22 protein-coding genes are annotated in these 26,026 nt (G+C 66.3%); 5 read left to right on the forward strand and 17 right to left on the reverse strand.

Translation table 11 applies throughout. The annotated features are described in order from the left end of the window. Positions 1-119 precede the first annotated feature (119 nt). The 6 genes from BLV20_RS01440 to hpaB form a co-directional block, all read right to left on the reverse strand. Positions 120-1,235 (reverse strand): class II histone deacetylase, encoded by a 1,116-nt coding sequence (locus BLV20_RS01440; RefSeq protein ID WP_092295930.1) that lies wholly within the window; start codon positions 1,233-1,235, stop codon positions 120-122. Between the two features lie 142 nt (positions 1,236-1,377). Then, the gene (locus tag BLV20_RS01445; protein ID WP_092295933.1) at positions 1,378-2,538 is read right to left on the reverse strand and encodes an MFS transporter; all 1,161 of its coding nucleotides are present in this window, start codon (positions 2,536-2,538) and stop codon (positions 1,378-1,380) included. 26 nt (positions 2,539-2,564) lie between these two features. Next, the gene (locus BLV20_RS01450) at positions 2,565-3,440 is read right to left on the reverse strand and encodes a transporter (protein ID WP_092295936.1); all 876 of its coding nucleotides are present in this window, start codon (positions 3,438-3,440) and stop codon (positions 2,565-2,567) included. A gap of 211 nt (positions 3,441-3,651) precedes the next feature. Beyond that, complete coding sequence (locus BLV20_RS01455) at positions 3,652-4,629, reverse strand: helix-turn-helix transcriptional regulator (RefSeq protein ID WP_092295939.1); 978 nt, start codon at positions 4,627-4,629, stop codon at positions 3,652-3,654. Between the two features lie 292 nt (positions 4,630-4,921). After that, positions 4,922-5,434 carry a 4-hydroxyphenylacetate 3-monooxygenase, reductase component gene (gene hpaC / locus BLV20_RS01460; protein WP_092295942.1) on the reverse strand — a complete coding sequence of 171 codons (513 nt, stop codon included), beginning with the start codon at positions 5,432-5,434 and terminating at the stop codon, positions 4,922-4,924. Positions 5,435-5,597: 163 nt separating this feature from the next. Further along, the gene (gene hpaB / locus BLV20_RS01465; protein ID WP_092295945.1) at positions 5,598-7,160 is read right to left on the reverse strand and encodes a 4-hydroxyphenylacetate 3-monooxygenase, oxygenase component; all 1,563 of its coding nucleotides are present in this window, start codon (positions 7,158-7,160) and stop codon (positions 5,598-5,600) included. A gap of 140 nt (positions 7,161-7,300) precedes the next feature. Here hpaB and BLV20_RS01470 point away from each other — a divergent pair, with 140 nt between their 5' ends. From BLV20_RS01470 to BLV20_RS01480, 3 genes are all read left to right on the forward strand, one after another. Then, the gene (locus BLV20_RS01470) at positions 7,301-7,513 is read left to right on the forward strand and encodes a hypothetical protein (protein ID WP_139192659.1); all 213 of its coding nucleotides are present in this window, start codon (positions 7,301-7,303) and stop codon (positions 7,511-7,513) included. A 108-nt stretch (positions 7,514-7,621) separates the two neighbouring features. Then, complete coding sequence (locus tag BLV20_RS01475; protein ID WP_092295951.1) at positions 7,622-9,247, forward strand: methyl-accepting chemotaxis protein; 1,626 nt, start codon at positions 7,622-7,624, stop codon at positions 9,245-9,247. Between the two features lie 37 nt (positions 9,248-9,284). Continuing rightward, positions 9,285-10,490 carry a pyridoxal phosphate-dependent aminotransferase gene (locus BLV20_RS01480; RefSeq protein ID WP_092295954.1) on the forward strand — a complete coding sequence of 402 codons (1,206 nt, stop codon included), beginning with the start codon at positions 9,285-9,287 and terminating at the stop codon, positions 10,488-10,490. Between the two features lie 176 nt (positions 10,491-10,666). Here the strand turns inward: BLV20_RS01480 and BLV20_RS01485 are convergent, their stop codons facing one another. The 10 genes from BLV20_RS01485 to BLV20_RS01530 all read right to left on the reverse strand — a co-directional run bounded on the left by BLV20_RS01485 (position 10,667) and on the right by BLV20_RS01530 (position 23,069). After that, the gene (locus BLV20_RS01485) at positions 10,667-11,659 is read right to left on the reverse strand and encodes a 2-hydroxyacid dehydrogenase (RefSeq protein ID WP_092295957.1); all 993 of its coding nucleotides are present in this window, start codon (positions 11,657-11,659) and stop codon (positions 10,667-10,669) included. Between the two features lie 19 nt (positions 11,660-11,678). Beyond that, entirely contained in the window at positions 11,679-12,971 is a 1,293-nt protein-coding gene (locus BLV20_RS01490; protein ID WP_092295960.1) for an MFS transporter, read from the reverse strand. 89 nt (positions 12,972-13,060) lie between these two features. Then, a complete protein-coding gene (locus tag BLV20_RS01495; protein ID WP_092295963.1) occupies positions 13,061-14,047 on the reverse strand; it encodes a sugar kinase in 987 nt (328 codons plus the stop codon). Next, positions 14,040-14,822: a sugar phosphate isomerase/epimerase family protein gene (locus BLV20_RS01500; protein ID WP_092295965.1), complete on the reverse strand. Its 783-nt coding sequence runs from the start codon at positions 14,820-14,822 to the stop codon at positions 14,040-14,042. The genes BLV20_RS01495 and BLV20_RS01500 overlap by 8 nt, the downstream gene beginning before the upstream one ends. A 221-nt stretch (positions 14,823-15,043) precedes the next feature. Then, on the reverse strand, positions 15,044-16,090 hold the full coding sequence (locus tag BLV20_RS01505; protein ID WP_092295968.1) for a LacI family DNA-binding transcriptional regulator: 1,047 nt from the start codon (positions 16,088-16,090) through the stop codon (positions 15,044-15,046). 307 nt (positions 16,091-16,397) lie between these two features. Then, the gene (locus BLV20_RS01510) at positions 16,398-17,009 is read right to left on the reverse strand and encodes a LysE family translocator (protein WP_092295971.1); all 612 of its coding nucleotides are present in this window, start codon (positions 17,007-17,009) and stop codon (positions 16,398-16,400) included. Positions 17,010-17,060: 51 nt separating this feature from the next. Continuing rightward, positions 17,061-17,900, reverse strand: a complete 840-nt coding sequence (locus BLV20_RS01515; protein WP_092295974.1) for an AraC family transcriptional regulator — start codon at positions 17,898-17,900, stop codon at positions 17,061-17,063. A 75-nt stretch (positions 17,901-17,975) separates the two neighbouring features. Beyond that, the gene (locus BLV20_RS01520; RefSeq protein ID WP_092295977.1) at positions 17,976-18,617 is read right to left on the reverse strand and encodes a DUF1345 domain-containing protein; all 642 of its coding nucleotides are present in this window, start codon (positions 18,615-18,617) and stop codon (positions 17,976-17,978) included. Positions 18,618-18,770: 153 nt separating this feature from the next. Beyond that, positions 18,771-21,899 carry an efflux RND transporter permease subunit gene (locus BLV20_RS01525; protein ID WP_092295980.1) on the reverse strand — a complete coding sequence of 1,043 codons (3,129 nt, stop codon included), beginning with the start codon at positions 21,897-21,899 and terminating at the stop codon, positions 18,771-18,773. 12 nt (positions 21,900-21,911) lie between these two features. Further along, complete coding sequence (locus BLV20_RS01530; RefSeq protein ID WP_092295983.1) at positions 21,912-23,069, reverse strand: efflux RND transporter periplasmic adaptor subunit; 1,158 nt, start codon at positions 23,067-23,069, stop codon at positions 21,912-21,914. A 212-nt stretch (positions 23,070-23,281) separates the two neighbouring features. Here BLV20_RS01530 and BLV20_RS01535 point away from each other — a divergent pair, with 212 nt between their 5' ends. Further along, complete coding sequence (locus BLV20_RS01535) at positions 23,282-23,983, forward strand: response regulator (RefSeq protein WP_007926528.1); 702 nt, start codon at positions 23,282-23,284, stop codon at positions 23,981-23,983. A gap of 4 nt (positions 23,984-23,987) precedes the next feature. After that, entirely contained in the window at positions 23,988-25,289 is a 1,302-nt protein-coding gene (locus BLV20_RS01540; RefSeq protein ID WP_092295986.1) for an ATP-binding protein, read from the forward strand. Positions 25,290-25,354: 65 nt separating this feature from the next. Here BLV20_RS01540 and pncA read toward each other — a convergent pair whose 3' ends face one another. Beyond that, positions 25,355-26,017 (reverse strand): bifunctional nicotinamidase/pyrazinamidase, encoded by a 663-nt coding sequence (gene pncA, locus BLV20_RS01545; protein ID WP_092295989.1) that lies wholly within the window; start codon positions 26,015-26,017, stop codon positions 25,355-25,357. Positions 26,018-26,026: the final 9 nt, after the last annotated feature.

The following is a 26,026-nucleotide window of genomic DNA, read 5'->3' on the forward strand; positions in this document are numbered from 1 at the left end:
CGATGCACAAACCCATGTAGCCGCTGCCGCAGGCTGCGATAGGTCCGAAGGACCTCCAGCGTCCGGAAGATCGCCACGCCCGTTCCGGTCGATCGCAGCCTTCGGCAGCGGCTACAGGGTCAGTGGTTGAAGAAGGTTTGCGCCAGGTCGTCGATCAGTTGGCGTTGAAAGGCCTGGAATTGGGGGTTGGGCTGTTGCATCTGCACGAACTCGAGCATCGGGTCGGTCACCGTGGTCCTGACGCCGGCCAGTTCCTCGAGGGTCGCCAGCCCGCAGAAGGGCACATAGGCTTCCGAATAACCACCTTCATGCACCAGCACCAGGCGGCCCTGGCACAGGCGTTCGGCGGCTTCGCGGACTTCGCGGGTCATGGCGCGGAACGAGTCGCTGTGCAGCAGCATCCGCGCCAGCGGGTCGACCGCATTGGCGTCGTAGCCGCAGGCAACGATGATCAGCTCCGGCTCGAAGCGCTCCAGGGCCGGGATCACGATGCGTTGCAGGGCATGCAGGTAGGCGTCGTGGCCGCTGCCGGGCAGCAGCGGGATATTGAAATTGGCCCCCAGCCCGGCGCCGCGGCCACGGTCCTGTTCGCCGCTGTAGCCGGGTGGGAAGCAGCCGTCCTGGTGCAGGGACAGGGTCAGCACGTCGCCGCGTTCCTCGAAGATCGATTGGGTGCCGTTGCCGTGGTGCACGTCCCAGTCGATCACCGCGACCTTGCCCAGGCCGTGCCTGGCCTTGGCCGCCTCGATGGCGATGGCGATATTGGCCAGGAAACAGAAACCCATGGCGCCGTCGGCCAGGCAATGGTGTCCCGGCGGGCGTGACAGCGAGTAGGCGTTGTCGACTTCGCCACTGAGCACGGCGTCTACCGCGGCCATGGCCAGGCCGGCGGAGAGCTTGGCGATTTCGTAGCTGCCCGGGCCGATCGGCGCTTGCGGGCCGAGTTCGCCGCCACCGGCCTCGCTCAGGGCCTTGAAGCGTTGCAGGTACTCGGCGCCGTGCACCCGCAACAAATCCTCTTCGCTGGCGGCCGTGGCGCTGCGCACCTGCAACTGGCGGGTCAGGCCGGAGACGTCGAGCAGGCTTTTCAGGCGGCGCTTGGTTTCCGGCGATTCGGCGTGCCCGGCCGCGGCGGGCGGTTGCACCCAGCCGCCGACGGGCAGGGTCAGCGCATGCGGCCCGGCACTGTGCCAGAGGCTGAGTTCATCGAAGAAAAACGCGGTTTTGCGGGTCATGGGCATATCCATCTAGGGGGCGAAAATTTGTCACCGCTGCCGAAGGCTGCGATAAGGCCGAAGGCCTTCAGCGATCTGGAAACCGCAACGGCCCTGCGGGCCGATCGCAGCCTTCGGCAGCGGCTACAGGGGGTCAGGGGATTCAGGGATTGCGCCGGCAGCCGAGGATCAGCGCCAGCGACAGCAGGGTCAGGCAGGCCGCGCCGATCAGCAGTGGCTGAAAGCCGCCGGTGCTTTCGATCAGTCGCCCGGCCACGCTGGGGCCGATGGCCAGGCCGCCGCCGATCACCAGGTTGGAGGCGTTCATCAACTTGCCGGAGCGGTCGAGGTCGGCCAGGCAGGCGAGGATCAGCGGCAGGATGAAGGTCCAGGTGAACTTGAAGGCCAGGGCGGCGAGGGCGAAGCGCGCCAGGGGCGGCACGCCCAGCAGCAACAGCACGGAACCGGCCATCAGGCCGTAGCCGAACAGCAGCAACAGCAGGCGCGGCAGGCGATTGCCGATCAGCGAGGCGCAGCCGGCGCCGACGATGCCCATGACCGTGGCGACGGCCAGCAGCTCGCCGCTGGCCTCGGCGGAAATACCGGCCCTGGCGCTGATCGCACCGATAAAGGTCCAGACCCCGCTGAGGCTGATATAGAAACCGAGGATGCCGAGAATGCCGCACGCCACCTTCCACCTCGGCGCGGCGGCCGGCCCCGCGGCTTTTTCCGGGACCGGCGCGCCTTGGGGAAAGTAGCGCGCCAGCGGCAGGCACAGGCCCATCAGCAGCGCCAGCAGCAGGTAGCAGGCGGCCAGGCCGTAATGTTCGAACAGCCGCGGCAGGAGGCCCAGCCCGAGCGCGCCGACCACCAGTTGCCCCATGACCCACAGGCCGTAGGCCCGGCTGGGGTTGGCGGTGGAGGCGGCGCTGGACAGGCAGATGATCATCAGCGAGCCGCCAGCCAGGGCGCTGCAAAAACGCAGGGCCAATAGCGCGCCGTAGCCCTGGGCCCCGATCGACAGCAGGTTGGCGACGATGAACAGCGCCCCGGCCAGCAGCGCCGCGCGGCGCCAGTCGACGCGCTTGAGCCACCAGAAGGCGGGCAGGGTGGCGAGGCTCATGGCCCCCAGTTCGGTAGAGAACAGGTCGCCGATCTGCGACGGGCTCAGTTGCCATTGGCTGGCCAATTGCGCGGCCACCGCCGGCGCGGTCATGAGGATGGTCGGGGTGATGGCGGCGAACAGCACGATGGCCGCCAGCAGGGCCAGGGATGAGGCGGTGCGCGGCTGCTCGCCGGCGAGCGTCTGTTGCGGGGTCGTCATGGCGGGATAGCTCCGGAAATGGCGGTTCAGAACAGATGGACCAGGCGCAGCAAGGCGTCGGCGCCGTGGTAGCCGTTGCGGGTGGCGACGTTTTGCGAGAGGCCGAACATCAGCTGGTTCTGCGGGTCGAGCCAGTGACCGACTTCGAAGCCGACCTGGGTGTAGCGCTTGTGGGTGTCGTCGATGCGCTGGTCGTTGATCCGCAACTCGCCACCGTCGGCGTGAATCAGCCGCAGGGCGCCGTAGGTGCTGGCGGTGAAGTCGTAGGAGGCGAAGGCTTGCAGGCGGTACAGCGGGTCCTGCTTGAGGTCGCTGCCGAAGTAGTCGTCGTTCTTGCCGTAGAACTGGGCTTCCAGGTTGGCTTCCAGCACCCACTTCTCGCCGACGCCCCGGGTGTAGTTGTAAACGAAGGTCGCGCCCCAGCGGTTGGCGCCCGGCGAGACATCCGGGTTGTCGCCGTGGTATTCGCCCACCGGCAGGGTGATCAGGGTCAGCAGGCCGCTGTAGGTGCGCGAGGCCGGCTCGTTGATGAAGAACAGCGTGCCGCCGACCTGCGGGTCGCCGAAGCCGCTTTCCCCGGTGTGGCGCTTGGCGCCCGGCAGGCGCGCGTCGATATCGGCGAAGGGCACGATGAATTGCGGGGTGCACAGGGTGCCGCAGATATCGCTGAAGAACACTTGGCGATAGGCCAGGGCGTTGACCTTCAGTTCGGCCTTGCCGGTGCTGTCGGCCGGGCCATGGAAATCGCCGGCCCGGCTCGCCGGCAGGTACAGCACGCCCAGGCGGGTGCCGGGGGGCGCGCCGAAGAAGTCGCGAGCGTTCAGGTCGGCGGCGCCGGCCTCAAGGCTCGACAGGGCGCAGGTGAAGGCCAGGGCGGTGTGGCGAGCAAGCGTTCTGGTCATGGGCGTAGCGTCTCTTCTTGAGTGGTTGAGCGGCGAAGGCTCGCCGGTACGCGGCAGTGGCAAAAAACGGGGCGACAGCGGCCCGTGGCCGTCAAGACGACAGCGAAAAAGTCAGTGCTGGGGGGCCGGGCCTGTACCAAGTCGGCGAACGCAGGGCTGGCGAGGTGCAACGACCTGCGTTCGCCTGTTGGCCTAGCGGGCCTGGGGAGGGTCAGTCGGGTGGGGCGTGCAGCAGGTGGGCGATGCGCGCTTTGTCCTTGACCCCGAGCTTGCAGTAGATGGCGCGAATGTGATGGCGCACGGTGTTCGGCGACAGGCCCAGCTCGCGGGCGATTTCCTTGTAGGTCTTGCCTTCGCCGAAGCCCAGGGCCACGTCGTTTTCCCGTGGGCTCAGTTGCGTCAGCAGCGTGCGGCCGCGGGCGGTGAGAAGGAACAGGTCGCCCACCGGCGAGGCCTCGAATTGCAGGTGCCGGCCTTCATAGCCGCCGTGGGGCATCGGCACCGGCAGGCACGGGCCGTTCCAGTCCGGCCATTCGCCGAGCAGCAGGTCGACGAAGCCGCGCTCGGCGCAATGCAGGGTGCCGCGCTGGTCGCACACCGCCAACGCCAGGTTGCGCGGGCTGGTGAGGGTTTCGCGCAAGGCCACCAGGGTGCGGATCTGGTTGGCCGACACCGCGGCCGCCAGGTGCAGCATCAGGTTGTTCAGCAGCAGGCAGTCGTCGGCGTTGAAGCGCGTGGCGCGGGGGGCGCGGTACAGCGCCAGGTGGTCGCTGAGGTGGGTTTGCGGGTCGATGTAGACCACGCAGAGCAGTTCGCCGATGCCGTAGGTCGTGCCCAGCCAGTTCAGGCCGGGACCGTTGACCGGGTCGCGCATGTCGACGATCACCGTCTGGCCGGGATGGGCATGGACCCGGCCGACAGTCACGTCGATGTGCTTGATCGACTGCCAGTCCTGCAGGTAGCGGGCGGGCAGGTGGTGGAGGTAGGAGCTGTGTTCTTCCGGCAAGCCGTCGATCAGCGCGGCGCGGCCCCACCAGGCGCTGTCGAAGGGCAGCAATTGGCCGATGCGGTCCAGCGCATGGCCATGGAAGTGTTCGATGTCCTTGTGCTGCGCCAGGCGCTGCAACTCCAGGGTCAGCGTGCTGAAGGCCTGCAGCAGGCTGGCGTGGCCATGTTCATGACGGTTCATCGGTATTCCCCTGTGCGACTTTCTTATTGTTTTCGTCACGGAGTCGGTAAGGACCGGAACGTCCAGGGACGTGGGCAGGGCCTGGGGAGGAGTATCGTTGGCCCGGTGGGCGATCGCTATCCTACAGATGCAGGATGAAGGCCGATGGCAAGGGATATGAAGAGCGACGAAATCCTGTAGGAGCGAGGCTTGCCCGCGATAGCCGCGCAGCGGCGATACACCAGCCAATGCGCGTTATCGTTGCGAATTTTTCGCGGGCAAGCCTCGCTCCTACATAACAGTGGAGGAATGATCAGGCCGCTTGGCCGGTGCGTGGCAAACGATGGAAGCCACGGCTGAAATACACCAGCGAATCGCCGTGTTCGCGCACGCAGATATCATCCAACTCCACCAGCATCACCGAATGGGTGCCGACTTCCTGCACTTCGGTGATGCGCCCCTGCAGGCTGGCCAGGGCGCCGTCGAGCACCGGCAGGGCGGCGTGGCCGTCGCGCCAGGGATGCAGGCTGAAGCGCTGTTCCATTTCCACCCCGGTCATGCCGGCGAAGTGCCGGGCGACCTCTTCGTGTTCGCCGCAGAGCACGTTGACGCAGAGTCGGCCGTTGCGCTTGAACACCGGGTTCAGCGCGCTGTTGCGGTTGACGCAGACCATCAGGCTGGGCGGGCTGTCGGTGACCGAGCAGACCGCGGTGGCGGTGATGCCGCAGCGCCCGGCCGGGCCGTTGCTGGTAATGACGTTGACCGCCGCGGTCATGTGCGCCATGGCATTGCGAAAGGCTTGTTGCTTGGGATCGAGATGAGTCATGACAGATTCCTCGGGGGTAACCCGCGACCGTTGCTTGATACCCGGCAGGGGCCGCCGGCCGGCGCTCGAGGGGCGGCGGTGCCCCTGTGGCACCGCGTCATCGTGGCCGCTCTATCGCCAGCAAGCTGGCCCCCTGCACGGGTTGCCATTTCGGCCCGTGGGCTTACTGGCGGATGCGGTCGAGCATGTTGATGTCGTCCGGATTGGTCAGGTGCGGCACCGTCCAGCCGTCGAGGTCGTAGTCGCCCAGGCATCGGTCCACCAGATCGGTCATGGCTTTCATCGAACCGCTGGCCTGGGCATGGCGCAGGCACTGCATGCGGATTTCGTCCTGGCTGCCGGCGTAGTTGATTTCATACAGCTCGTGGCGGCCGCCGAACTCGGTGCCGATGGCGTCCCACAGCAGCTTGAGGATCTTGATCCGCTCCTCGTGGCCCATGCCCGCCGAGCCCCGGCAATAGGTGCTCAGGTACTGGTTGAGCATCGGGTCCTTGAGGTCGCGAGAGCCGGACGGCAGGTAGATCAGGCCGCTGGCCACCACCTGCTCGATGATCTTCTTGATGTCGGTATAGGCCTGGGGCGCCAGCACCCGGTAGGCCTGCAAGGCCTGGGCACTGGGCAGGAAGGCGCCATTGAGCCATTCGCTGGCGTTGCCGTGCATGGCATCGGTCAGCGACCAGAACAGGTTGCGCCAGGCCACCACTTCGCCGACCTGCGCCTGCACCCCGCGAAACTCCAGGGAGCCGGTGCACTGCAAGGCCTTGACCAGCAGCCCGGTGATGAAGTCGAGCTTGACCGCCAGCCGGGTGCAGCCCTGCATCGGGAACAGGCGGCCGAAACCGCCTTGCGGGAACCACTGCCGGCAGCGCTCGAAATCGCGGTAGATCAGCACGTTTTCCCAGGGGATGAACACCTTGTCCATGATCAGTATCGCGTCGTTCTCGTCGAAGCGGCTGGACAGCGGGTAATCGAACGGCGAGCCGGTCATGCCGGCCTGCAGTTCGTAGGACGGGCGGCAGATCAGTTTCATGCCGCGGGTGTTCATGGGGGCGATGAACATCAGGGCGAAGTCGGTGTTGTCGCCCAAAAGCTGCGCCGAACCCTGGCCGACGAAGTTGTAGTGGGTCAGGGCCGAGTTGGTGGCCACCACCTTGGCGCCGCTGACGATGATCCCGCCTTCGACTTCCTCGTCCACCGAGATGAACACGTCCTTGACCTGGTCCACCGGTTTGTCGCGGTCGATCGGCGGGTTGACGATGGCGTGGTTGAGGTACAGGCAGGCTTCCTGGATGCGTTTGTACCAGGTGCGCGCGTTGCCTTCGAAACGGCCGTAGAACTCCGGGTTGGCGCCCAGGGCGCTACCGAAGGCGGCCTTGTAGTCCGGGCTGCGGCCCATCCAGCCGTAGGTCAGGCGCGACCACTCGGCGATGGCGTCGCGCTGCTGGCGCAGTTCGTCGGCACTTTTCGCCGAGCGGAAGAACTTGTGGGTGTAGCCGCCGTTGCCGGTGTCGGTGTCCCAGCACAGCTTGTCGCGGGTCTCGGGGTCGTGCAGGGCGTCGTAGAGGCGGGCCATGGAGGCGGCGGAGTTGCGGAACGCCGGGTGGCGGGTCACGTCCTTGACCCGGTCGCCATAAATGTAGATTTCGCGATCATCGCGCAGGCTGGCCAGGTATTCGGCGCCGGTCAGCGGGCGGTTGGTCTCGGCACGGAAGTCTTCGGGTTTCATCATCCACTCCAGTCTTGTTGTTATGCGTCGTCTGAGCTGAAGGCAATGATGGGCAGGACGGGGCGGCGACTGAATGGCTTTTCCGGCGAATGAATTGCACTTTTCATGGGCTGGTCATGTGGCAGGTCATGTGGCAGGTCATGTGGCTGGTCATGTGGCTGGTCATGTGGCTGGTCATGTGGCTGGTCATGAGCTGGGCCGGGCAGGTGGGCCTTACAGATGGCCAGCGCGGTGGCCTGCCCGGGCAGGCGACCTGGCAGCAATCGGTTTCACCATTGAAACAGCCACCAGGGGCGAAAAATATTTTCACCGCGGCCTGCAAAAAACCTAAAGCGCTGCCGATATCGCTATGAGGCCCACAGACCTATTACAACAGTGGCGCCCACCTGTCCGGCCGCCAGCCGCCGACGACAGGGTTCAGCGCATGGATGCCCGCAGTCCTCATTCCCGAGAGTCATCCTATGTCGCTACGTAATATGAATATCGCGCCTCGAGCCTTCCTCGGTTTTGCCTTCATCGCGTTGCTGGTCATCGCGCTGGGGGTGTTCGCCGTCAACCGCATGTCGCTTATCCGGCAGGCCTCCCTCGACATGGAAAGCAACCAACTGCCCAGCGTAGGGTTCCTCGGCAATGTCACCGAAAATGTGCTGCGCCTGCGGATTCTTTCGTTCCGGGTACTGGTCAATCGCGAACCGGCCGGCCTGCAGGAAGCGCAGGCGCGCATTGGCGTGCTGGTGGACAAGCTCAAGCAGGCCCAGGCCAGCTACGCCGCCTTGCCGGCCGGGGACGAGGAAGTGGCGCTGTACAAGACCTTCGCGGCCACCCTGGAAAAGTACCTGCAGGCGCAGAACGACATGCTGGAGCTGTCGCGACAGAACAAGCTCGAGGAGCTGCGCACCCTGATCAATACGCGGATCAAGGACGGCACCGACCAGATGGGTGAACAGTTGAACAAGCTGGTGGCGATCAACAAGGCCGGGGCCACCCAGGCCTCGGATAAGGCCGGCGAGCATTACCGCAACGCCATCACCGGCATCATCGCCGTGGCGGTGATCGCGGCCCTGCTCACGGTGGTGCTGGCCCTGCTGCTGACCCGCAGTATCGTCACCCCGTTGAACCGCGCGGTGCTGGCCGCGCAGGCCATTGCGGCGGGCAACCTGACCAAGGCCATCGAGATCGACGGCAAGGACGAGCCGGCCCGCCTGCTGGGCGCCCTGGCCGAGATGCAGGGCAACCTGCGCAAGACCATCGAACAGATTTCCGGCTCCGCGACCCAGCTGGCCTCGGCCTCGGAGGAACTCAGCGCGGTGACCGAGGAAGCCTCCCGTGGCTTGCAGCAGCAGAACAACGAAATCGAGCAGGCGGCCACCGCCGTCAACGAGATGACCGCCGCGGTGGAGGAGGTGGCGCGCAATGCCGTGTCGACCTCCGAAGCCTCGCACCAGTCGACCCAGGCCGCCCGCGAAGGCCGCGACCGGGTGGTGGAGACCGTCGACGCGATCCAGACCATGACCCACGACGTGCAAAGCACTTCGGTGATGATCGAAGGCCTGGCCACCCAGGGCCGCGACATCGGCAAGGTGCTGGACGTGATCCGCGCCATTGCCGAGCAGACCAACCTGCTGGCGCTCAATGCGGCCATCGAGGCGGCCCGCGCTGGCGAGGCCGGGCGCGGGTTCGCGGTGGTGGCCGACGAGGTGCGGGCGCTGGCCCATCGCACCGCGCAATCGACCCAGGAAATCGAAAAGATGGTCGCCGGCATCCAGAACGGCACCGGCGAGGCGGTGCAGTCGATGCAGCAGAGCAACCAGCGCACCCAGAGCACCCTGGAAATGGCCCGCGCCGCCGGTGTGGCGCTGGAGCAGATCGCTGAGTCGATCAACCTGATCAACGAGCGCAACCTGGTGATTGCCAGCGCCTCGGAAGAGCAGGCCCAGGTGTCGCGCGAGGTCGATCGCAACCTGGTGAACATCCGCGACCTGGCCACCCAATCGGCCGCCGGGGCCAACCAGACCAGCGCCGCCAGCCACGAACTGTCGCGCCTGGCGGTGGATTTGAATGCGATGGTGGCGCGCTTTGTGATTTGAGTTAGGGTTGTTTGAATGCGTGCCCAAGGAGAGCGAGATGCGCTATTCAGCCCTGACCCAACGGATCGCCGGCGAAGGTGCCGCGGCGTGGCAAATTCACTACCGGGCCCTGGAGTTGCGCGAACAAGGCGTCGATGTGCTGCTGTTGACCATCGGCGACCCGGATTTCGACACGCCGCGCCCGATTGTCCTGGCCGCCATCGATAGCCTGCTGGCCGGCGACACCCATTATTCGGAGGTGCGCGGCAACCGTTCGCTGCGCACCCGCATCGCCCGCCGTCACGCCGCCCGCAGCGGCCAGGCGGTGGACGCCGAGCATGTGGTGGTGCTGCCGGGGGCGCAATGCGCGGTGTTCTCCGTGGCCCAGTGCCTGCTCGACCCGGGCGACGAGGTGCTGGTGGCCGAGCCCATGTACGTGACTTATGAGGGCGTCTTCGGCGCCTGCGGGGCCAAGGTGCTGCCGATCCCGGTGCGTGCGGATAACGGCTTTCGCGTCGAGCCGGCCGAGGTTGCCGCGCGCATCACAGCGAAAACCCGCGCGCTGATGCTCAACAGCCCGAACAACCCCTCCGGCGCCAGCCTGTCCCGGGAAACCTGGCAGGCCCTGGCGCGGCTGTGCATCGAGCATGACCTGTGGCTGATTTCCGACGAGGTCTACAGCGAGCTGCTGTTCGATGGCGAGCACGTCAGCCCCGCCAGCCTGGCGGGCATGGCCGAGCGCACGGCGACCATCAACAGCTTGTCCAAGTCCCATGCCATGACCGGCTGGCGAGTCGGCTGGGTGGTGGCGCCGCACGCCCTGGCCGGGCACTTGAGCCATCTGGCGCTGTGCATGTTGTACGGGCTGCCGGATTTCGTGCAGAACGCCGCGGTGGTGGCGCTGGACGCCGACCTGCCGGAGCTGGAGCAGATGCGCGAGGAGTATCGCCAGCGTCGCGACCTGGTGTGCGAACGGCTCAGCCGGTGCCCGGGGTTGAAACCGGTCAAGCCCGATGGCGGCATGTTCGTCATGGTCGATGTACGGGAAACCGGCCTGGGCGCCCAGCAGTTCGCCGAGTTGCTGCTCGAAGGGCACGGCGTCTCGGTGCTCGCCGGCGAGGCCTTCGGCCCCAGCGCGGCGGGCCATATCCGCATCGGCCTGGTGGTGGACCAACAACGCCTGGCGGATGCCTGCCAGCGTATCGTGCGCTGCACCCAGGACCTGCTCGAAGGCCGCTCGTCGAAACGCCGCCGCAGCCCCTAGAGCCCCCATCCCCAACCCCGTAGGAGCGAGGCTTGCCCGCGAAAAGGCTTAAGCGCACCACGTCTACCCGCGAATACGCCTATTCGTTGACGACCATTCGCGGGCAAGCCTCGCTCCTACGGCGGGAATGGGCGCGGCGGGCGACAAATCACCCAGCCCCAGCCTCAACCCAGTAATTAAACCGCGGCCATGCGGCGTTCCCAGGCCGGGGGGTTGACCAGGTTGGCCGGGCGTTGTCCGGCCAGGGCCGCCAGCAGGTTGTCGACCGCGCAGCGGGCCATGGCCTCGCGGGTCTCCAGGGTCGCCGAGCCGATGTGCGGGGTGGCCACCACGTTGTTCAACTGCAACAGCGGCGAGTCGTGGCCCAGGGGCTCGCGCTCGAACACATCCAGCCCGGCCGCGCGGATCTGCCGTCGCTGCAAGGCCTCGATCAGCGCTTGCTCGTCCACCACCTTGCCCCGGGAAATATTGATGAAGATGCTCTCCGGGCGCATCAGCGCGAACTGTTCGCGGCCGATCAGGCCCTGGGTCTGCTCCGTCAGCGGCAGGGTCAGGCAGATGAAATCGGCCTGTCGCAGCAGCTCCGGCAGGCTGCAGTAACGCGCGCCGAAGCGCTGTTCCACCGCCGGCTTCGGGCTGTTGCTGTGGTAGATCACCGGCATGCCGAAGCCGAAATGGCCGCGCTGGGCCAGGGCTTCGCCGATCCGCCCCATGCCGATGATGCCCAGGGTCTTGCCGTGCACGTCGCTGCCGAAATGCAGCGGGCCGATATTGCGGTTCCACTGCCCGGCGCGCACCAGGTTGGCCAGTTCCACCACGCGCCGGGCGCTGGCCAGGATCAGCGCGAAACCGGTGTCGGCGGTGGTCTCGGTGAGCACGTCCGGGGTATTGCTGAGCAGGATCGCGCGCTGGGTCAGGTAGTCGATGTCGTAGTTGTCGACGCCCACCGAAACGCTGGCCACCGCTTCCAGGCGCGGCGCCAGGTCCAGCAGCTCGGCATCCAGGCGCAGGCTGGCGCCGAGCAGGCCATGGGCCGAGGGCAGGGCGCCGCGCAGTTTGGCCAGGCCCTGGGCGCCAAGGTCTTCGATCAGGGTCACCTGGGCCTGCTCATGCAGGCGAGCCATCAGCGGCGGCGAGAGTTTCTTGTACAGCACGACCTGTTTTTTCATCGGGTTCACCTTGTTCGATTCAGGAATGCGCCAGGCGGCGTACCGGCAGCGGGTTGCGGCTGCGGTCGCTGGCGCCCGGGTTGAGGAAGATGGTCAGCAGCACCGACAGCAGCAGCGCGCCGCTCATCAGCAGGTAGGAAGCGCCCGGCGAGCCGGTAGCGCTGTTCAGGTAGCCCACCAGGTAGGAGCCGCCGAACGAGCCCAGGGCGCCCATGCTGTTGATCAGCGCCATGGCGCCACCGGCGACGTTGGCCGGAAGGATCTCCGGGACGATGGCGAAGAACGGCCCGTAGGGCGCGTACATGCAGGCGCCGGCGATCACCAGCAGGGTGTAGGACCACCAGAAATGCTCGGCGCCCAGCAGGTAGGAGCCGTAGAAGGCGAAGGAGGCGACCAGCAGCGGCGGCCAGACGAAACGCTTGCGCTTCTGGACCCGGTCCGAGCCCCAGGACACCGCGAGCATGGCGATCACCGCGGCCAGGTAAGGCAGCGACGACAGCCAGCCGGCCTCGACCATGTCCATCTGCGCGCCGTGCTTGAGGATCGACGGCAGCCACAGCACGAAGCCGTAGACGCCGATGCTCCAGCAGAAAAATTGCAGGGCGAGAACGATCACCTTGGGCGAGCGGAAGGCTTCGGCGTAGTTCTTCACTGCCTTGATGCCCACCTGCTCGGCGGCCAGGGCGCTTTCCAGGTCGTGCTTTTCCCGCTCGCTGAGCCATTTCGCCGCGCTCGGCCGGTCATCGGCCAGGCGCCACCAGATAAAGGCCCAGAGCACCGCCGGCAAGCCTTCGATGATGAACATCCAGCGCCAGCTGAAGTGCTCCACCAGGTAGCCCGAGACCACCGACATCCAGAGCATGGTCACCGGGTTGCCGAGGATCAGGAAGGTGTTGGCCCGCGAACGTTCGGCGCGGGTGAACCAGTGGCACAGGTAGACCAGCATCGCCGGCATCACCGCGGCCTCGACCACGCCGAGCATGAAGCGGATCACGATCAGCCAATAGGCGTTGGACACCACGCCCGTGAGGGTCGCCAGGCTGCCCCAGAGGATCAGGCTGACGAAGATCAGTTTCTTCACGCTGTGTTTCTGCGCGTAGATCGCCCCCGGTACCTGGAAGAAAAAGTACCCGAGGAAGAACAAGGCGCCGAGCAGGGACGACAGCCCCGGCGTGATCATCAGGTCGGCGGCCATCCCGGAGGCGGCGGCAAACCCGTAGTTGGCGCGGTCCAGGTACGCCAGGCTGTAGGTGATGAACACGATGGGCATGATGTACCACCAGCGGCGGGTGGCGAGTTTGTGCGTTTGCATGAGGGTGCTCCTGAGCTTGTTGTTTTTGTCGCAACAGGTAGTGCAAGGGTTCAGCTTTTTTCACGGTGTCGTTGCCAGCCAGCTCGCGTCTACAGGGCTTGCGCGGCCTCTGCAGGAGCGGGCTTGCTGGCGATCGGCGGCGCAGCGGCCGCCGGCAATTCGTCGCGGGTCGGCAGACCTTCCATGTCGCCGCGGCTCTGCACCGCGCGGCTGCCGATCCAATTGGCGCGCTGCACGGCCTCGGCAACGCTGTGGTTTTCCAGCAGGGCGCTGACCAGGCCGACGGCAAAGCCATCGCCGGCGCCCACGGTGTCGACCACTTGGGTGACCGCTACCGCCTCGACGAAACCTTCGTGCAGCGGGGTGCGGTAATAGGCGCCATGGGCCCCGAGCTTGATCGCCACGATCTCGGCGCCCTGGTCCAGGTAAAACGCGGCGATGTCGGCCGGGTCTTCATAACCGCTCAGCAGGCGGCCTTCGCTCAAGCCCGGCAGCACCCAATGGGCGAGCGCGGCCAGGCGGTTGATTTCGTCGATCATCAGTTTTTCGCTGCCCCACAGGCTGGGCCGCAGGTTCGGGTCGAAGGACACGCTGCGCCCGGCCGCGCGCATCTTGTCCATCAGGGTGTGGGACAACTCCCGGGCCGAACTCGACAACGCAGGCGGAATGCCGGTGGCGTGCAGGTGCCGGGCGCGCAGCAGTTGCGGGGCGATGTCGGCGACGCTCAGGTGGCTGGCCGCCGAACCGCGGCGGAAATACTCGACCCGCGGATCGTCGCCATGTTCTTCCAGGGATTTGAGCTGGAAGCCGGTGGGGTGCTGGCTATCGCTGGTGACGTAGCGGCAATTGACGCCCTCGGCCTGCAGGCTGTCGACGACGAAGCGCCCCAGGGAATCGGCGCCGACCCGGCTCAGCCAGCCGACCTTGAAGCCCAGGCGCGACAAGCCGATGGCCACGTTGCTGTCGGCGCCGGCGATGCGTTTGTGGAAATGGCCGACGTGGGCCAGGTCGCCGCTCTGTTCGGCGACGAACATCGCCATGGTTTCACCGAACGACAGGATATCGAGCTCAGACATGGGCGTTCTCCAACCGGGACTGGCCCAGGCGGGCGAGAGTAGCGACGTGTTCGCGGGTCAATTGCACCAGGTCTTCGCCTTGCAGCGGGTACTCCACGGCCCGGGTCACGCCTTGGGTCATGTGCCGCAGCAATTGCTCCCACAGATGCAGGTCGGCCATGCCCGGCGGTATCGCCACCAGCTTGCCGTCGGCGCGCCGGGCCACGGCCTTGCAGTGCACGTAGCCGACATGCCGGCCAAGCAGGCGCGCGGCGACGGAGGCGGACTGGTCCTGCCATTGCCAGTTGCCGATGTCGAAGGTCATCTGCACCGGCAGGCGGTGGCGCTCGACCTCGGCGAAAAAGCGCTGGAAGGGCTCGATGCGCCCGCCATGCAGGGTCTGGTCGTTTTCCACCAGCAAGTGCACCGGCGATTGCGCCAACAGCAGGCCCAGGTGGGGCAGGTCGTTGTGTTCGGTGAAATAACCCAGGGATACCTTGAGGCTTTTCGCGCCGAAGGCCTCGGCCCGTTGCAGCGCCTGTTCCAGTTGCGGGTTGGCCCGCGAACGCCCGGCCACCCAGAGCTCCAGCGGCGAAGAAAACACGCTTTCCAGTTGCTGCTCGCGGGTGGCCTGGGCCAGTCGCGACGGCTCTTCGACGGTGAGTAATTCTTCGCGCCATTCGATACGCGAGGCCCCGGCGGCGGCCAGCACCTCGATGAAGCTGCCCTGGCCCTGCGCACGGACGCGGTCGGCGCCGTAGCTGGAAAGGCTGATGGAAACAGGCGATTTATTCATGGTTGTGACCTCTGAAACCGGTTTCATTTCTTTTCAAAAAAAAGCGCAAAAAAATTTGCTGCCAGCATTCCCGCGCTTGCCTCATTCCCTGTAGCCGCTGCCGCAGGCTGCGATCGGCGGCGTAGCCGTCGTCACCCGGCCGAAGCGTTTTCCAGGCAGATCGCGGACGCAGGTTTGCGGCAACTGCGTTGCCGATCGCAGCCTCGCAGGCTCGGCAGCGGCTACACCGGCACCACGACTCCCGAGTCGCCTCGTTGTCGGGTGGAGCCACGGACGATCAGCTCGGCCGGGAAATCCAGCACCCGCAGCGGCTCGACATCGCCGCGCAAACGCTTGAGCAGGCATTCGAAGGCGCTGGCGCCGATGCGCTCGGTGGGCTGGGCGAGGGCGGTGATGCCGGTGCCCACCAGCGGATACCAGTCGAGGTCGTCGAGGGCGATCAGACCGATGTCCTCGAACAGCGCGCAGCCCAACTCGCGCAAGGCCCGGGTCGCGACCAGGGCGGCGACGCCGTTGGCGCAGAACAGGGCTTTCGGGCCGGGGCCGGGGGCGGCGAGGAACTGTTGCAGTTGCTGGCTGAGCGTGGCGCCGGTTTCCACCACCTTGCCTTGCAAGGCCGGGCGCTGCTCGATCTGCGCCTTGAAACTGTGGCTGCGCTCGATCCGCGAGCTGGTGCCGTCGTGGGGTTCGCTGACCAGCAGCAGGTCGCGGTAACCGCGCTCCTGAAGATGCTCGATGGCGCAGCGCACGGCCTGCGGATTGTCCAGGCCGACCAGGTCGCTGTGCAGTTGCTCGACTTTGCGGTCCACCAGGACCATGGGCATTTCCCGATGCAGTTCGCGCAGTTCGTCCAGGTGATGGCCGAGGGTGTTCACGATCAGGCCTTCGATGTTGTACGAGCGCAGGTTGGCCAGGTGCTGGCGCTCCTGCTCGTCGTCGCGGTCGGTGTTGCACACCACCAGGCTGTAGCCGTGCTGGCGGCAGGCGGTTTCCACGCCATGCATCACGGCAATCGAATAGGGGTTGCGGATATCGGCCACCAGCATGCCGATCAGGCGCGTGCGCCCGCGTTTCAGGCCGCGGGCCATCTGGTTCGGGCGGTAGCCCAGTTCGGCTATCGCCTGTTCGATGCGCAGGGCGATGGCGTCGGAGAGCAGGGCGCGGTCTTCGCCGATAAAGCGCGACACGCTGGCCTTGGAGACCCCGGCGCGTTCGGCGACATCGAGCATGGTGACGCGGCTGCGCTGGGCGGCGGAAAAACTGTTCATGGGCTGCGACCTGATTATTGGAATTCTTGTTATGGGCGTTTTGCGGTTTCGGGTGCGACGTTCTGACGCATCGTTGAAACCGGTTTCAGGAAACAACAAAGCGCTTTCGTCGTCAAGCGCGATCAGCGCCAGCGGGATGAAAAAAATGTCATGCAATCGACCGGTGGCGGCCTTTTTCGGAAGAGGGAGGTGTCTGGCACCTGCGTTGCAGGTGATCGCGGGCAAGCCTCGCTCCTATGGGGAGGTGTTTTTTCGTAGGAGCGAGGCTTGCCCGCGAAAAAGCCCACACGATTTCGACTCGCTGGCTTCAGGCCCACAGGCTGGCCCAGGCCGAAGCCAGCAGCAACAGCGCCATGCCCCGGTTGAAACGCCGCAGCGCCGCCGGTGAGCGCAGCAGCCTGGCGGAGCCGGCGCCGAGCAGTGCCCAGGCGCCAAGACAAGGCAGGGACACGAAAAAGAACAGCAGCGACAGCAACAGCACCTGGCCCTGGCGTTCGCCGCCGTTGCCGGCGAACACGCTGACCACGGCCAGGGCCATCATCCAGGTCTTGGGGTTGACCAATTGCAGGCTGGCGGCGCCCAGCAGGCCCAGGCGCCTGTGTCGGGGATCGGCCGCTGGATCGAGTTCGGCGGCCGGCGCACGGAAGATCTGCCAGGCCAGGTAGCTCAGCCAGAACACCCCGGCCCAGCGCATGGCGCCCGGCAGGCCGGGCACTGCCATCAGCGTGCGGCCGAGGCCGCTGCCCACCAGCATGACGATGCCGGCGGCGGCCACGCAGGCGCCGAGAATGATCGGCAGCGCGGCCTTGAAGCCGTAGCGGGCGCTGTTGCTCAGCACCAGGATATTGGTCGGTCCCGGGGTGATCGAGGCGACGAAGGCGAACAGCAGGAAGGGCAGCAGGCTGGGCAGGGAAGACAAGGTTGCAGGCTCCGGAAAAGATCGAGGGAGGCGATCTTCGCCGGCGCTGGCTCAGGCGTCTGGAAGGTTTGAGCAGCGCTTGCGGTAGGCCGCCGGGGTCAGGCCGTAGGCACGGACGAACCAGCGCCCCATATGGCTCTGGTCGGCGAAACCGAGGGCCATGGCCACGTCGGCCGGCTGCTTGCCGCGAGCCAGCAGACGCCGGGCCTTGGCCAGGCGCAACTGCACCAGATAGGCGTGGGGCGGCAGGCCATAGGCGGCCTTGAAGGCGCGGGCCAGGCGGAAGCGGTCGACGCCGCAGGCCGCGCCCAGCTCGTCCAGGCTGATGTCCTGCTGGGCATGGGCGTGCAGGTAGTCGCGGGCCTTGTGCGCCACCAGCGGCAGGCGCGGGTCCTGGTGGTAGCGCTTGCGCCAGTGCAGGCGGCCGGTGAGCTGGTCGAGCAATTGGTCCATGGCGCTCTGGCGGACGATGCGCAGCTCGCCGTGGTGCAGGCTCTGGAAGGCATGGCTGGTGGCCTGGGCCAGGCGCGGGTCGCTGGCCAGGGTGGCGGCGAAGCTCAGCTGGCTGTCGGCCGGCGCCTCTTCGAACAGTGCGCTCAATTCACGCTTCAGCCAGTGCGGGTCGAGGTACAGCATGCGGTAGGTGAAGCCGCCTTCGGTGGGAGCATCGCCGTCGTGGATGTCCCCCGGTTCGAGCAGGAACACCTTGCCTGGGGTGCTGTGAAAGCGCTCGCGCCGGCAGTGGAACTGCTGCACGCCTTGTTCGGTCACGCCCACCAGGTAGCTGTCATGCCAGTGGGGGTCGTAGGCATGGCCGGTGAAATGGGCGCGCAGGGTCTCGATGCCGGTGTCGGCATCCTGGGCCAGATCGATCCAGTTGTGCGCGTTCATGAAAGGTCCGTGGCAAGGGCGGGAAGGGTAGTTAGCGCCGGCCGGCCCGGGCAGGTCTAGAAGATTTGTGCGGCCTCAACCGAACAGCCCGGCGGCGATATTGATGGAGAACCCGAGGATCGCGGTGTTGAACACGAACCCGATCAGCGACTGCGCCAGGACGATCTTGCGCAGCTCGCGGGTGGCGACGCCGACGTCGGAGGTCTGCACCGCCACGCCGACGGTGAAGGAGAAATACAGGAAGTCCCAGTAATTGGGCGTGGTCAGGCCCTCGGCGAAGCGCAGCGCCGGGTCCTTGCCGCCCCAGGTGTAGAACAGGCGGGCGTAGTGCACGCTGAAAATCACCCCGATCAGCAGCCAGGAGCCGATTACCGTGAGGCCGGTGAAAGCGTAGTGCAGCAGGCGCTGGCTGGTTTCCAGGTCCTTGCTGTCGGACAGCGAGAGGGTGATGGCGGCGAGGCTGGCGATGGCGGCGATGCTGACCATGAACAGCACCAGCCCGGCGTTTTCGTCCTCGATCTCGGCGATGCGTTTCACATCGTCGGCCCCGGACCGCGCGGTGAGCCAGACCATCATCGCCAGGTAGCTCCAGACCCCGGCATTCCAGCCAATGAGGATCTTGCTGATCAGGGTGTCGGCCGGAACCAGGATGCCTGTTGCCAGGCCGATAACGGCGCCGATGGTCAGGCGCGGGTGGGTACGCACAAGAAAGGACATGACGGCTCGCGATGGCGGGTTTTCGGCAAACCTTAGCATGCCACCGCAAGGGCAGTGGCCCCCGCGGTTACATGCCTCTTGCGTAGGAGCGAAGCTTGCTCGCGATAAGCCTTCAACGATGACGCGGTGCGTTGAAGACTCATCGCAGCATGACTATTCAGCGGCTCCTGGGGGCGTGACGCCTACCTGTTTTTTAGCGCCGCGCCGAATCAGCCTCATCACCACCACGAAAAACACCGGCACGAATACCACCGCCAGGGTCGCGGTAATCATCCCGCCGATCACCCCGGTGCCGATGGCTTGCTGGCTGGCCGAGCTGGCACCGCTGGCGATGGCCAGGGGCACCACGCCGAGGATGAACGCCAGCGAGGTCATGACGATCGGCCGCAGGCGCAGGCGCGCAGCCTGCACCGTGGCGTCCACCAGGTCGTGGCCTTCGTCGTACAGGCTCTTGGCGAACTCGATGATCAGGATCGCGTTCTTCGCCGACAGGCCAATGATGGTGATCAGCCCGACCTTGAAGAACACGTCGTTGGGCATGCCACGCAGGGTCACCGCCAGCACCGCGCCGAGCACGCCCAGCGGCACCACCAGCAGCACCGAGGTCGGAATCGACCAGCTTTCGTACAGCGCCGCCAGGCACAGGAACACGATCAGCAGCGACAGCGCCAGCAGCAGCGGCGCCTGGCTGCCGGACAGGCGTTCCTGCAGTGACAGGCCGGTCCATTCCTGGCCCAGGCCGGGCGGCAGCTGGCTGACCAGGCGCTCGATTTCGGCCATGGCCTCGCCGGTGCTGTGGCCCGGGGTCGGCTCGCCGGAAATGCTGATGGCCGGGTAGCCGTTGTAGCGGGTCAGCTGGGTCGGGCCCTGGGTCCAGCGCGCCTCGGCGAAGGCCGACAGCGGCACCATCTTGCCGAGGTTGTTGCGCACATGGATTTTCAGCAGGTCTTCGACCTGGCTGCGTCGATCGCCTTCGGCCTGGACCACCACGCGCTGCATGCGCCCCTGGTTGGGAAAGTCGTTGATATAGCTGGAACCCACCGCGGTGGACAGCACGTTGCCGATGTCGGCAAAGGACACGCCCAGGGCATTGGCCTGCTTGCGGTCGACTTCCAGGTGCACCTGCGGCGCTTCGGCCAGGGCGCTTTCGCGCACATTGGTCAGGATCGGGCTTTTCTCCGCGGCGGCCAGCAACTCGGTGCGGGCCTCCATCAGCGCGGCATGGCCGAGGCCGCCACGGTCCTGCAGGCGGAACTCGAAGCCGCTGGAGGTGCCCAGGCCATCCACCGGCGGCGGCAGCACAGCGTAGGAAATCGCATCCTTGAGGTCACTGAAAGCGATGTTGGCGCGATCGGCGATGGATTGCGCCGAATCGTCGCTGCCGCGTTGCGCCCAGTCCTTGAGCGTGGTGAAGGCCAGCGCGGCGTTCTGCCCGCTGCCGGAGAAGCTGAAGCCGAGAATCACCGTGCTGTCGCCCACCCCGGGCTCGCTGGCGTTGTGCGCTTCGATCTGCTCCACCACCTGCACCGTGCGGTTCTTGCTCGCGCCCGGTGGCAGCTGGATGTCGGTGATGGTGTAGCCCTGGTCTTCCACCGGCAGGAACGAAGAGGGCAGGCGGCTGAACAGCAGCCCCAGGCCCACCAGCAGCACGCCGTACACCAGCAGGTAGCGGCCGCAGCGTTTCAGTGCGTAGGCGACCCAGCGCTGGTAGCCGTCGCTGAGGTTCTCGAAACGCCGGTTGAACCAGCCGAAGAAGCCGCCTTTTTCATGGTGCTCGCCCTTGGCGATCGGCTTGAGCAGGGTGGCGCACAGGGCCGGGGTCAGGGTCAGGGCCAGGAACGCCGAGAACAGGATCGAGGTGGCCATCGACAGCGAGAACTGCTGGTAGATGACGCCCACCGAACCCGGCATGAAGGCCATCGGCAGGAACACCGCCACCAGCACCAGGGTGATGCCGACGATGGCGCCGGTGATCTGCTGCATGGCCTTGCGCGTCGCCTCCCTGGGCGGCAGGCCTTCGCTGGCCATGATCCGCTCGACGTTCTCCACCACCACAATGGCGTCGTCCACCAGGATGCCGATGGCCAGGACCATGCCGAACATGGTCAGCACGTTGATCGAGAAACCCAGCGCCAGCATGGTGGCGAAGGTTCCCATCAGCGCCACCGGCACCACCAGCGTCGGGATCAGCGTGTAGCGGATGTTCTGCAGGAACAGGAACATCACCGCGAACACCAGCAACATGGCTTCGCCCAGGGTGTAGACCACCTTGGTGATCGAGACCTTGACGAAGGGCGAGGTGTCGTAGGGGATCTTGTACTCCACGCCGGCCGGGAAGTAGCGCGCCAGCTCGTCCATCTTCGCCCGCACCAGGGTCGCGGTGTTCAGTGCGTTGGCCCCCGGCGACAGCTGCACGCCGACGGCGGTGGAAGGCTTGCCGTTGAGGCGGGTGGAGAACTGGTATTCCTGGCTGCCGACTTCTACCCGGGCGACGTCGCCGATGCGCACCGTGGAGCCGTCCGGATTGGCCCGCAGGACAATGTCGGCGAACTCTTCGGGGGTCGACAGCTGGCCCTTGACCAGCACCGTGGCGGTGATTTCCTGGGTCGAGCGGCTCGGCAGGTCGCCGATGCTGCCAGCCGAAACCTGGGCGTTCTGCGCGACGATCGCCGCGTTGACGTCGGCCGGGCTCAAGTTGAAGCCGATCAGCTTCTGCGGGTCGATCCACACCCGCATGGCCCGCTCGGCGCCGTACAGCTGGGCCTTGCCGACGCCGTCCAGGCGGCGGATCTCGTTCATCACGTTACGCGCCAGGTAATCGCTGAGCGCGGTGTCGTCGAGCTTGCCGTCGCTGGAGGTGAGGGTGATCAGCAGCAGGAAGCCGGCCGACACTTTCTCCACCTGCAGGCCTTGCTGGGTCACCGCTTGCGGCAGGCGTGGCTCCACCGCCTTGAGGCGGTTCTGCACGTCGACCTGGGCCATTTCCGGGTTGGTGCCCGGCTGGAAGGTGGCGGTGATGGTGGCGCTGCCCAGGCTGCTCTGGGACGAGAAATACAGCAGGTGATCGGCGCCGTTGAGCTCTTCCTCGATCAGGCTGACCACGCTTTCGTCCACGGTCTGCGCCGAGGCGCCCGGGTACACGGCGTAGATCTCGATGCTCGGCGGGGCGACGTTGGGGTACTGCGCCACCGGCAACTGCGGGATGGCGAGGGCGCCGGCCAGCAGGATAAACAGGGCGACCACCCAGGCGAACACCGGGCGGTCGATAAAGAATTGCGGCATGAGGATTCCTACCTACTGTCCAGTGGTCTGGGCAAGGGGAAGAGGGCTGTCGTCGACCTGCACCTTTTCGCCGGGACGGGCGTGCTGCAGGCCCTCGACGACGATACGGTCGCCGGCCTTGAGGCCTTCGCTGACGATCCAGCGGTCCTGTTGCGCGGCGCCCAGTTGCACCGACCGCTGCACCACGCGCTGCTCGGCATCCACCAGCAGCACTTGGGCGATGCCGGCGCTGTCGCGCTGGATGGCCCGCTGCGGCACGCTGATGCCCTGGCGGTTCACCGCCTGCTCCAGGCGCACGCGAATGAAGCTGCCGGGCAACAGGTCGAGGTCCGGGTTGGGAAACTCGCTGCGCAGGATGATCTGGCCGGTGCTCGGGTCGACGCTGAGGTCGGCGAACAGCAGCTTGCCCGGCAGCGGGTAGAGGCTGCCGTCGTCCTGGATCAGCGTGGCCTTGGCCTGGTCCTGGCCGACCTGCTGCAACTGGCCGGCGCGGAAGGCGCGGCGCAGGTCGTTGAGTTCGCGGGTCGATTGGGTGAGGTCGGCGTGGATCGGGTCCAGTTGCTGGATCAGCGCCAGCGGCGTGGTTTCGTTCTGGCCCACCAGCGCGCCTTCGGTGACCAGGGCGCGGCCGACGCGCCCGGAAATCGGCGCGGTGACGGTGGCGTAGCCCAGGTTCAGCCGGGCGCGCTGCACGGCGGCCTGGTTGGCGGCTACGTCGGCGGCGGTCTGGCGCGCGTTGGCCCGGGCATTGTCGTATTCCTGGGCGCTGATGGCCTGGTCATCGATCAACTGCGCATAGCGCTGTTCCTGCAGCCGGGCCTGGAAGGCGTTGGCCTCGGCCTTGCGCAGGCTGGCCAGGGCGCTGTCGAGGTCGGCCTTGAACGGCGCCGGGTCGATGCGAAACAGCACATCGCCCTGCTTGACGTCGGTGCCTTCGCGGAAAGTCCGCTGCAGCACCACACCGGCCACCCGTGCGCGCACCTCGGCGATGCGCGGCGCGGCGATGCGCCCGCTCAGCTCGCTGCTGATCGACAGCGGGCGAGTCTCGACGGTTTCGACACGGACCTTGGCCAACGGCGCCTGTTCTTCGGCGGTGGAGGCCTGGTCGCAAGCGCTCAGCGCGGCTGCCAGCAACAACAGGCAGAACGGCGCAAACAGGTTTTTCGACATGCTGATACCCCAATAATGACTGCGGCATGCTAAGGGCATGCCGCCAAAACCGCTGTGAAGCTGTGTAGGTGCTGTGTGAAAAAGTGTGAAGTGAACGCTCGCCTATCCGCGAGGTTGTATATCCTTTGCGAGCTCAACTTCGTCATCGCTGTCTGGTGAGCGTTGCTCGCGATCAACAATCATCAGTCACAACTGCCTTTTCTGGACTCTCCATGCCCAACATCCTTCTGGTCGAAGACGACCCCGCGCTCTCTGAACTGATTGCCAGCTATCTGGAGCGCAACGGCTATCAGGTCAATGTCATCAGCCGCGGCGACCAGGTGCGTGAACGGGCGCGGGTCAATCCACCGGACCTGGTGATCCTCGACCTGATGCTGCCCGGCCTCGACGGCCTGCAGGTCTGCCGCCTGCTGCGGGCCGACTCGGCGTCGCTGCCGATCCTGATGCTGACCGCCCGCGATGATAGCCACGATCAGGTGCTGGGGCTGGAAATGGGCGCCGACGATTATGTGACAAAGCCTTGCGAGCCCCGCGTGCTGCTGGCGCGGGTGCGCACCCTGTTGCGCCGCAGCAGCCTCGGCGAGCCGCAGACCGCCAGCGACCGGATTCTCATGGGCAACCTGTGCATCGACCTGTCGGAGCGCACCGTGAGCTGGCGCGACCAGTTGGTGGAGCTGTCCAGCGGCGAATACAACCTGCTGGTGGTGCTGGCCCGGCACGCCGGCGAGGTGCTGAGCCGCGACCAGATCCTGCAACGCTTGCGGGGCATCGAATTCAACGGCACCGATCGCTCGGTGGACGTGGCGATTTCCAAGCTGCGGCGCAAGTTCGACGACCACGCCGGCGAGGCGCGCAAGATCAAGACCGTGTGGGGCAAGGGGTACCTGTTCAGCCGTTCCGAATGGGAATGCTGAGCCGATGCTGAGAATCCTGATTCGCCTGTACCTGGTGACCATCGTCTCGTTCAGCGCGGCGATCTACCTGGTGCCGGAACTGGTGGTGAAGGTCTTCCACGAACGCTTTCTGACCTACAACCTGGATTACTCCCGCGGCCTGCAAACCCTGATCGTCAAGCAGTTTCACGGCGTACCCTCAGAGCAGTGGCCGGCCCTGGCCGCGGAAATGGACGAGGAATTCCAGCCGCTGCACATCGTGCTGACCCGCAACGACGACGCCGATTTCACCCTCTACGAGCGCGAACGCCTGCAACGCGGCGAGAACGTGGTGCGGGTCGGCGACTGGGGCTGGCGCACCCTCGCGGTGACGCCACTGAACGAACACATGGCGGTGCAGATGGTGGTGCCGCCGGACCCGATCGACGTCAGCCTGCTGTACTGGAGCATCAACGTGCTGATCGGCGCGACCATGCTCGCCTGCCTGCTGGTCTGGCTGCGGCCGCACTGGCGCGACCTGGAGCGCCTGAAACACGCCGCCGAGCGCTTCGGCAAGGGCTACTTGAGCGAGCGCACGCAGATCCCCTCGAGCTCCAACATCGGCAGCCTGGCCAAGGTCTTCGACACCATGGCCGGCGACATCGAAAACCTGCTGAACCAGCAACGCGACCTGCTCAACGCGGTGTCCCACGAGTTGCGCACGCCCTTGACCCGTCTCGACTTCGGCCTGGCGCTGGCGCTCTCCGACGACCTGCCGGCAACCAGCCGCGAACGCCTGCAAGGGCTGGTGGCGCATATCCGCGAGCTGGACGAGCTGGTGCTCGAGTTGCTGTCCTACAGCCGTTTGCAGAACCCGGCGCAATTGCCGGAACAGGTCGAAGTGTCGCTGGACGAGTTCATCGACAGCATCCTGGGCAGCGTCGACGACGAGCTGGAATCGCCGGACATCGTCATCGACGTGCTGCTGCACGGCCACCTGGAGCGCTTCACCCTCGACCCGCGGCTGACCGCCCGGGCGATCCAGAACTTGCTGCGCAACGCCACGCGCTATTGCGAAAAGCGTATCCAGGTGGGGGTGCGGGTCAGCGACCACGGCTGTGAAATCTGGGTCGACGACGACGGCATCGGCATTCCCGACGACGAACGCGAGCGGGTATTCGAGCCGTTCTACCGCCTGGACCGCAGCCGCGATCGCGCCACCGGCGGTTTCGGCCTCGGCCTGGCCATCAGCCGTCGGGCCCTGGAAGCCCAGGACGGGAGCCTGACCGTCGAAGCCTCGCCGCTGGGCGGCGCGCGCTTTCGCCTGTGGCTGCCGGCCCAGGCCTGAGCCTGGCCGGGCTGGGCATTCCCTGCGCCGGGCACGCCCGGCCAGGCGTTACACAACCTGTTGCTTCAGCACAGCGCGGTTGGCTGTAGCTCGCTGGCCTTGATCAGGTTCACCCCCGCCGCGCGCATCTGCCGGGTGGCCTTGTCCAGCGAACCGTCGTGGTCGATGGCCCGGCAGGCGTCGACGATCACGAAGGTGTTGAACCCCGCCGCCCGCGCATCCAGGGCCGACCAGGCCACGCAATAGTCCAGCGCCAGCCCCACCAGGTACACCGTATCGACGCCGCGCTGGCTCAGGTAGCCGGCCAGGCCGGTCGTGGTGGTGCGATCGGCCTCGACAAAGGCCGAGTAGCTGTCGATATCCGGATTACAGCCCTTGCGCAGGATCAACTGGGCATGCGGCAGGTTGAGCTTGGGGTGCAGCTCGGCGCCGCGGCTGGCCTGCACGCAATGGTCTGGCCAGAGCACCTGCGGGCCATAGGGCAGCTGGATGATGTCGTTGGGCGCGTGGCCTTCGTGGCTGGACGCGAAGGAAATATGCCCGGCCGGGTGCCAGTCCTGGGCAATCACCACCTGCTTGAAGTGGCCGCCCAGGCGATTGATCAAGGGCACGATCTGGTCGCCCTCCGGCACGGCCAGCGCGCCGCCGGGGATGAAGTCGTTCTGTACGTCGATGACCAGCAGCGCTTTGCGCGAGCGGCGGCTGCTCGAGGTTTTGGTAATAGCCATGTGCAAGCT

This window comes from Pseudomonas sp. NFIX28 (genome assembly GCF_900107395.1).
GTDB lineage: Bacteria > Pseudomonadota > Gammaproteobacteria > Pseudomonadales > Pseudomonadaceae > Aquipseudomonas.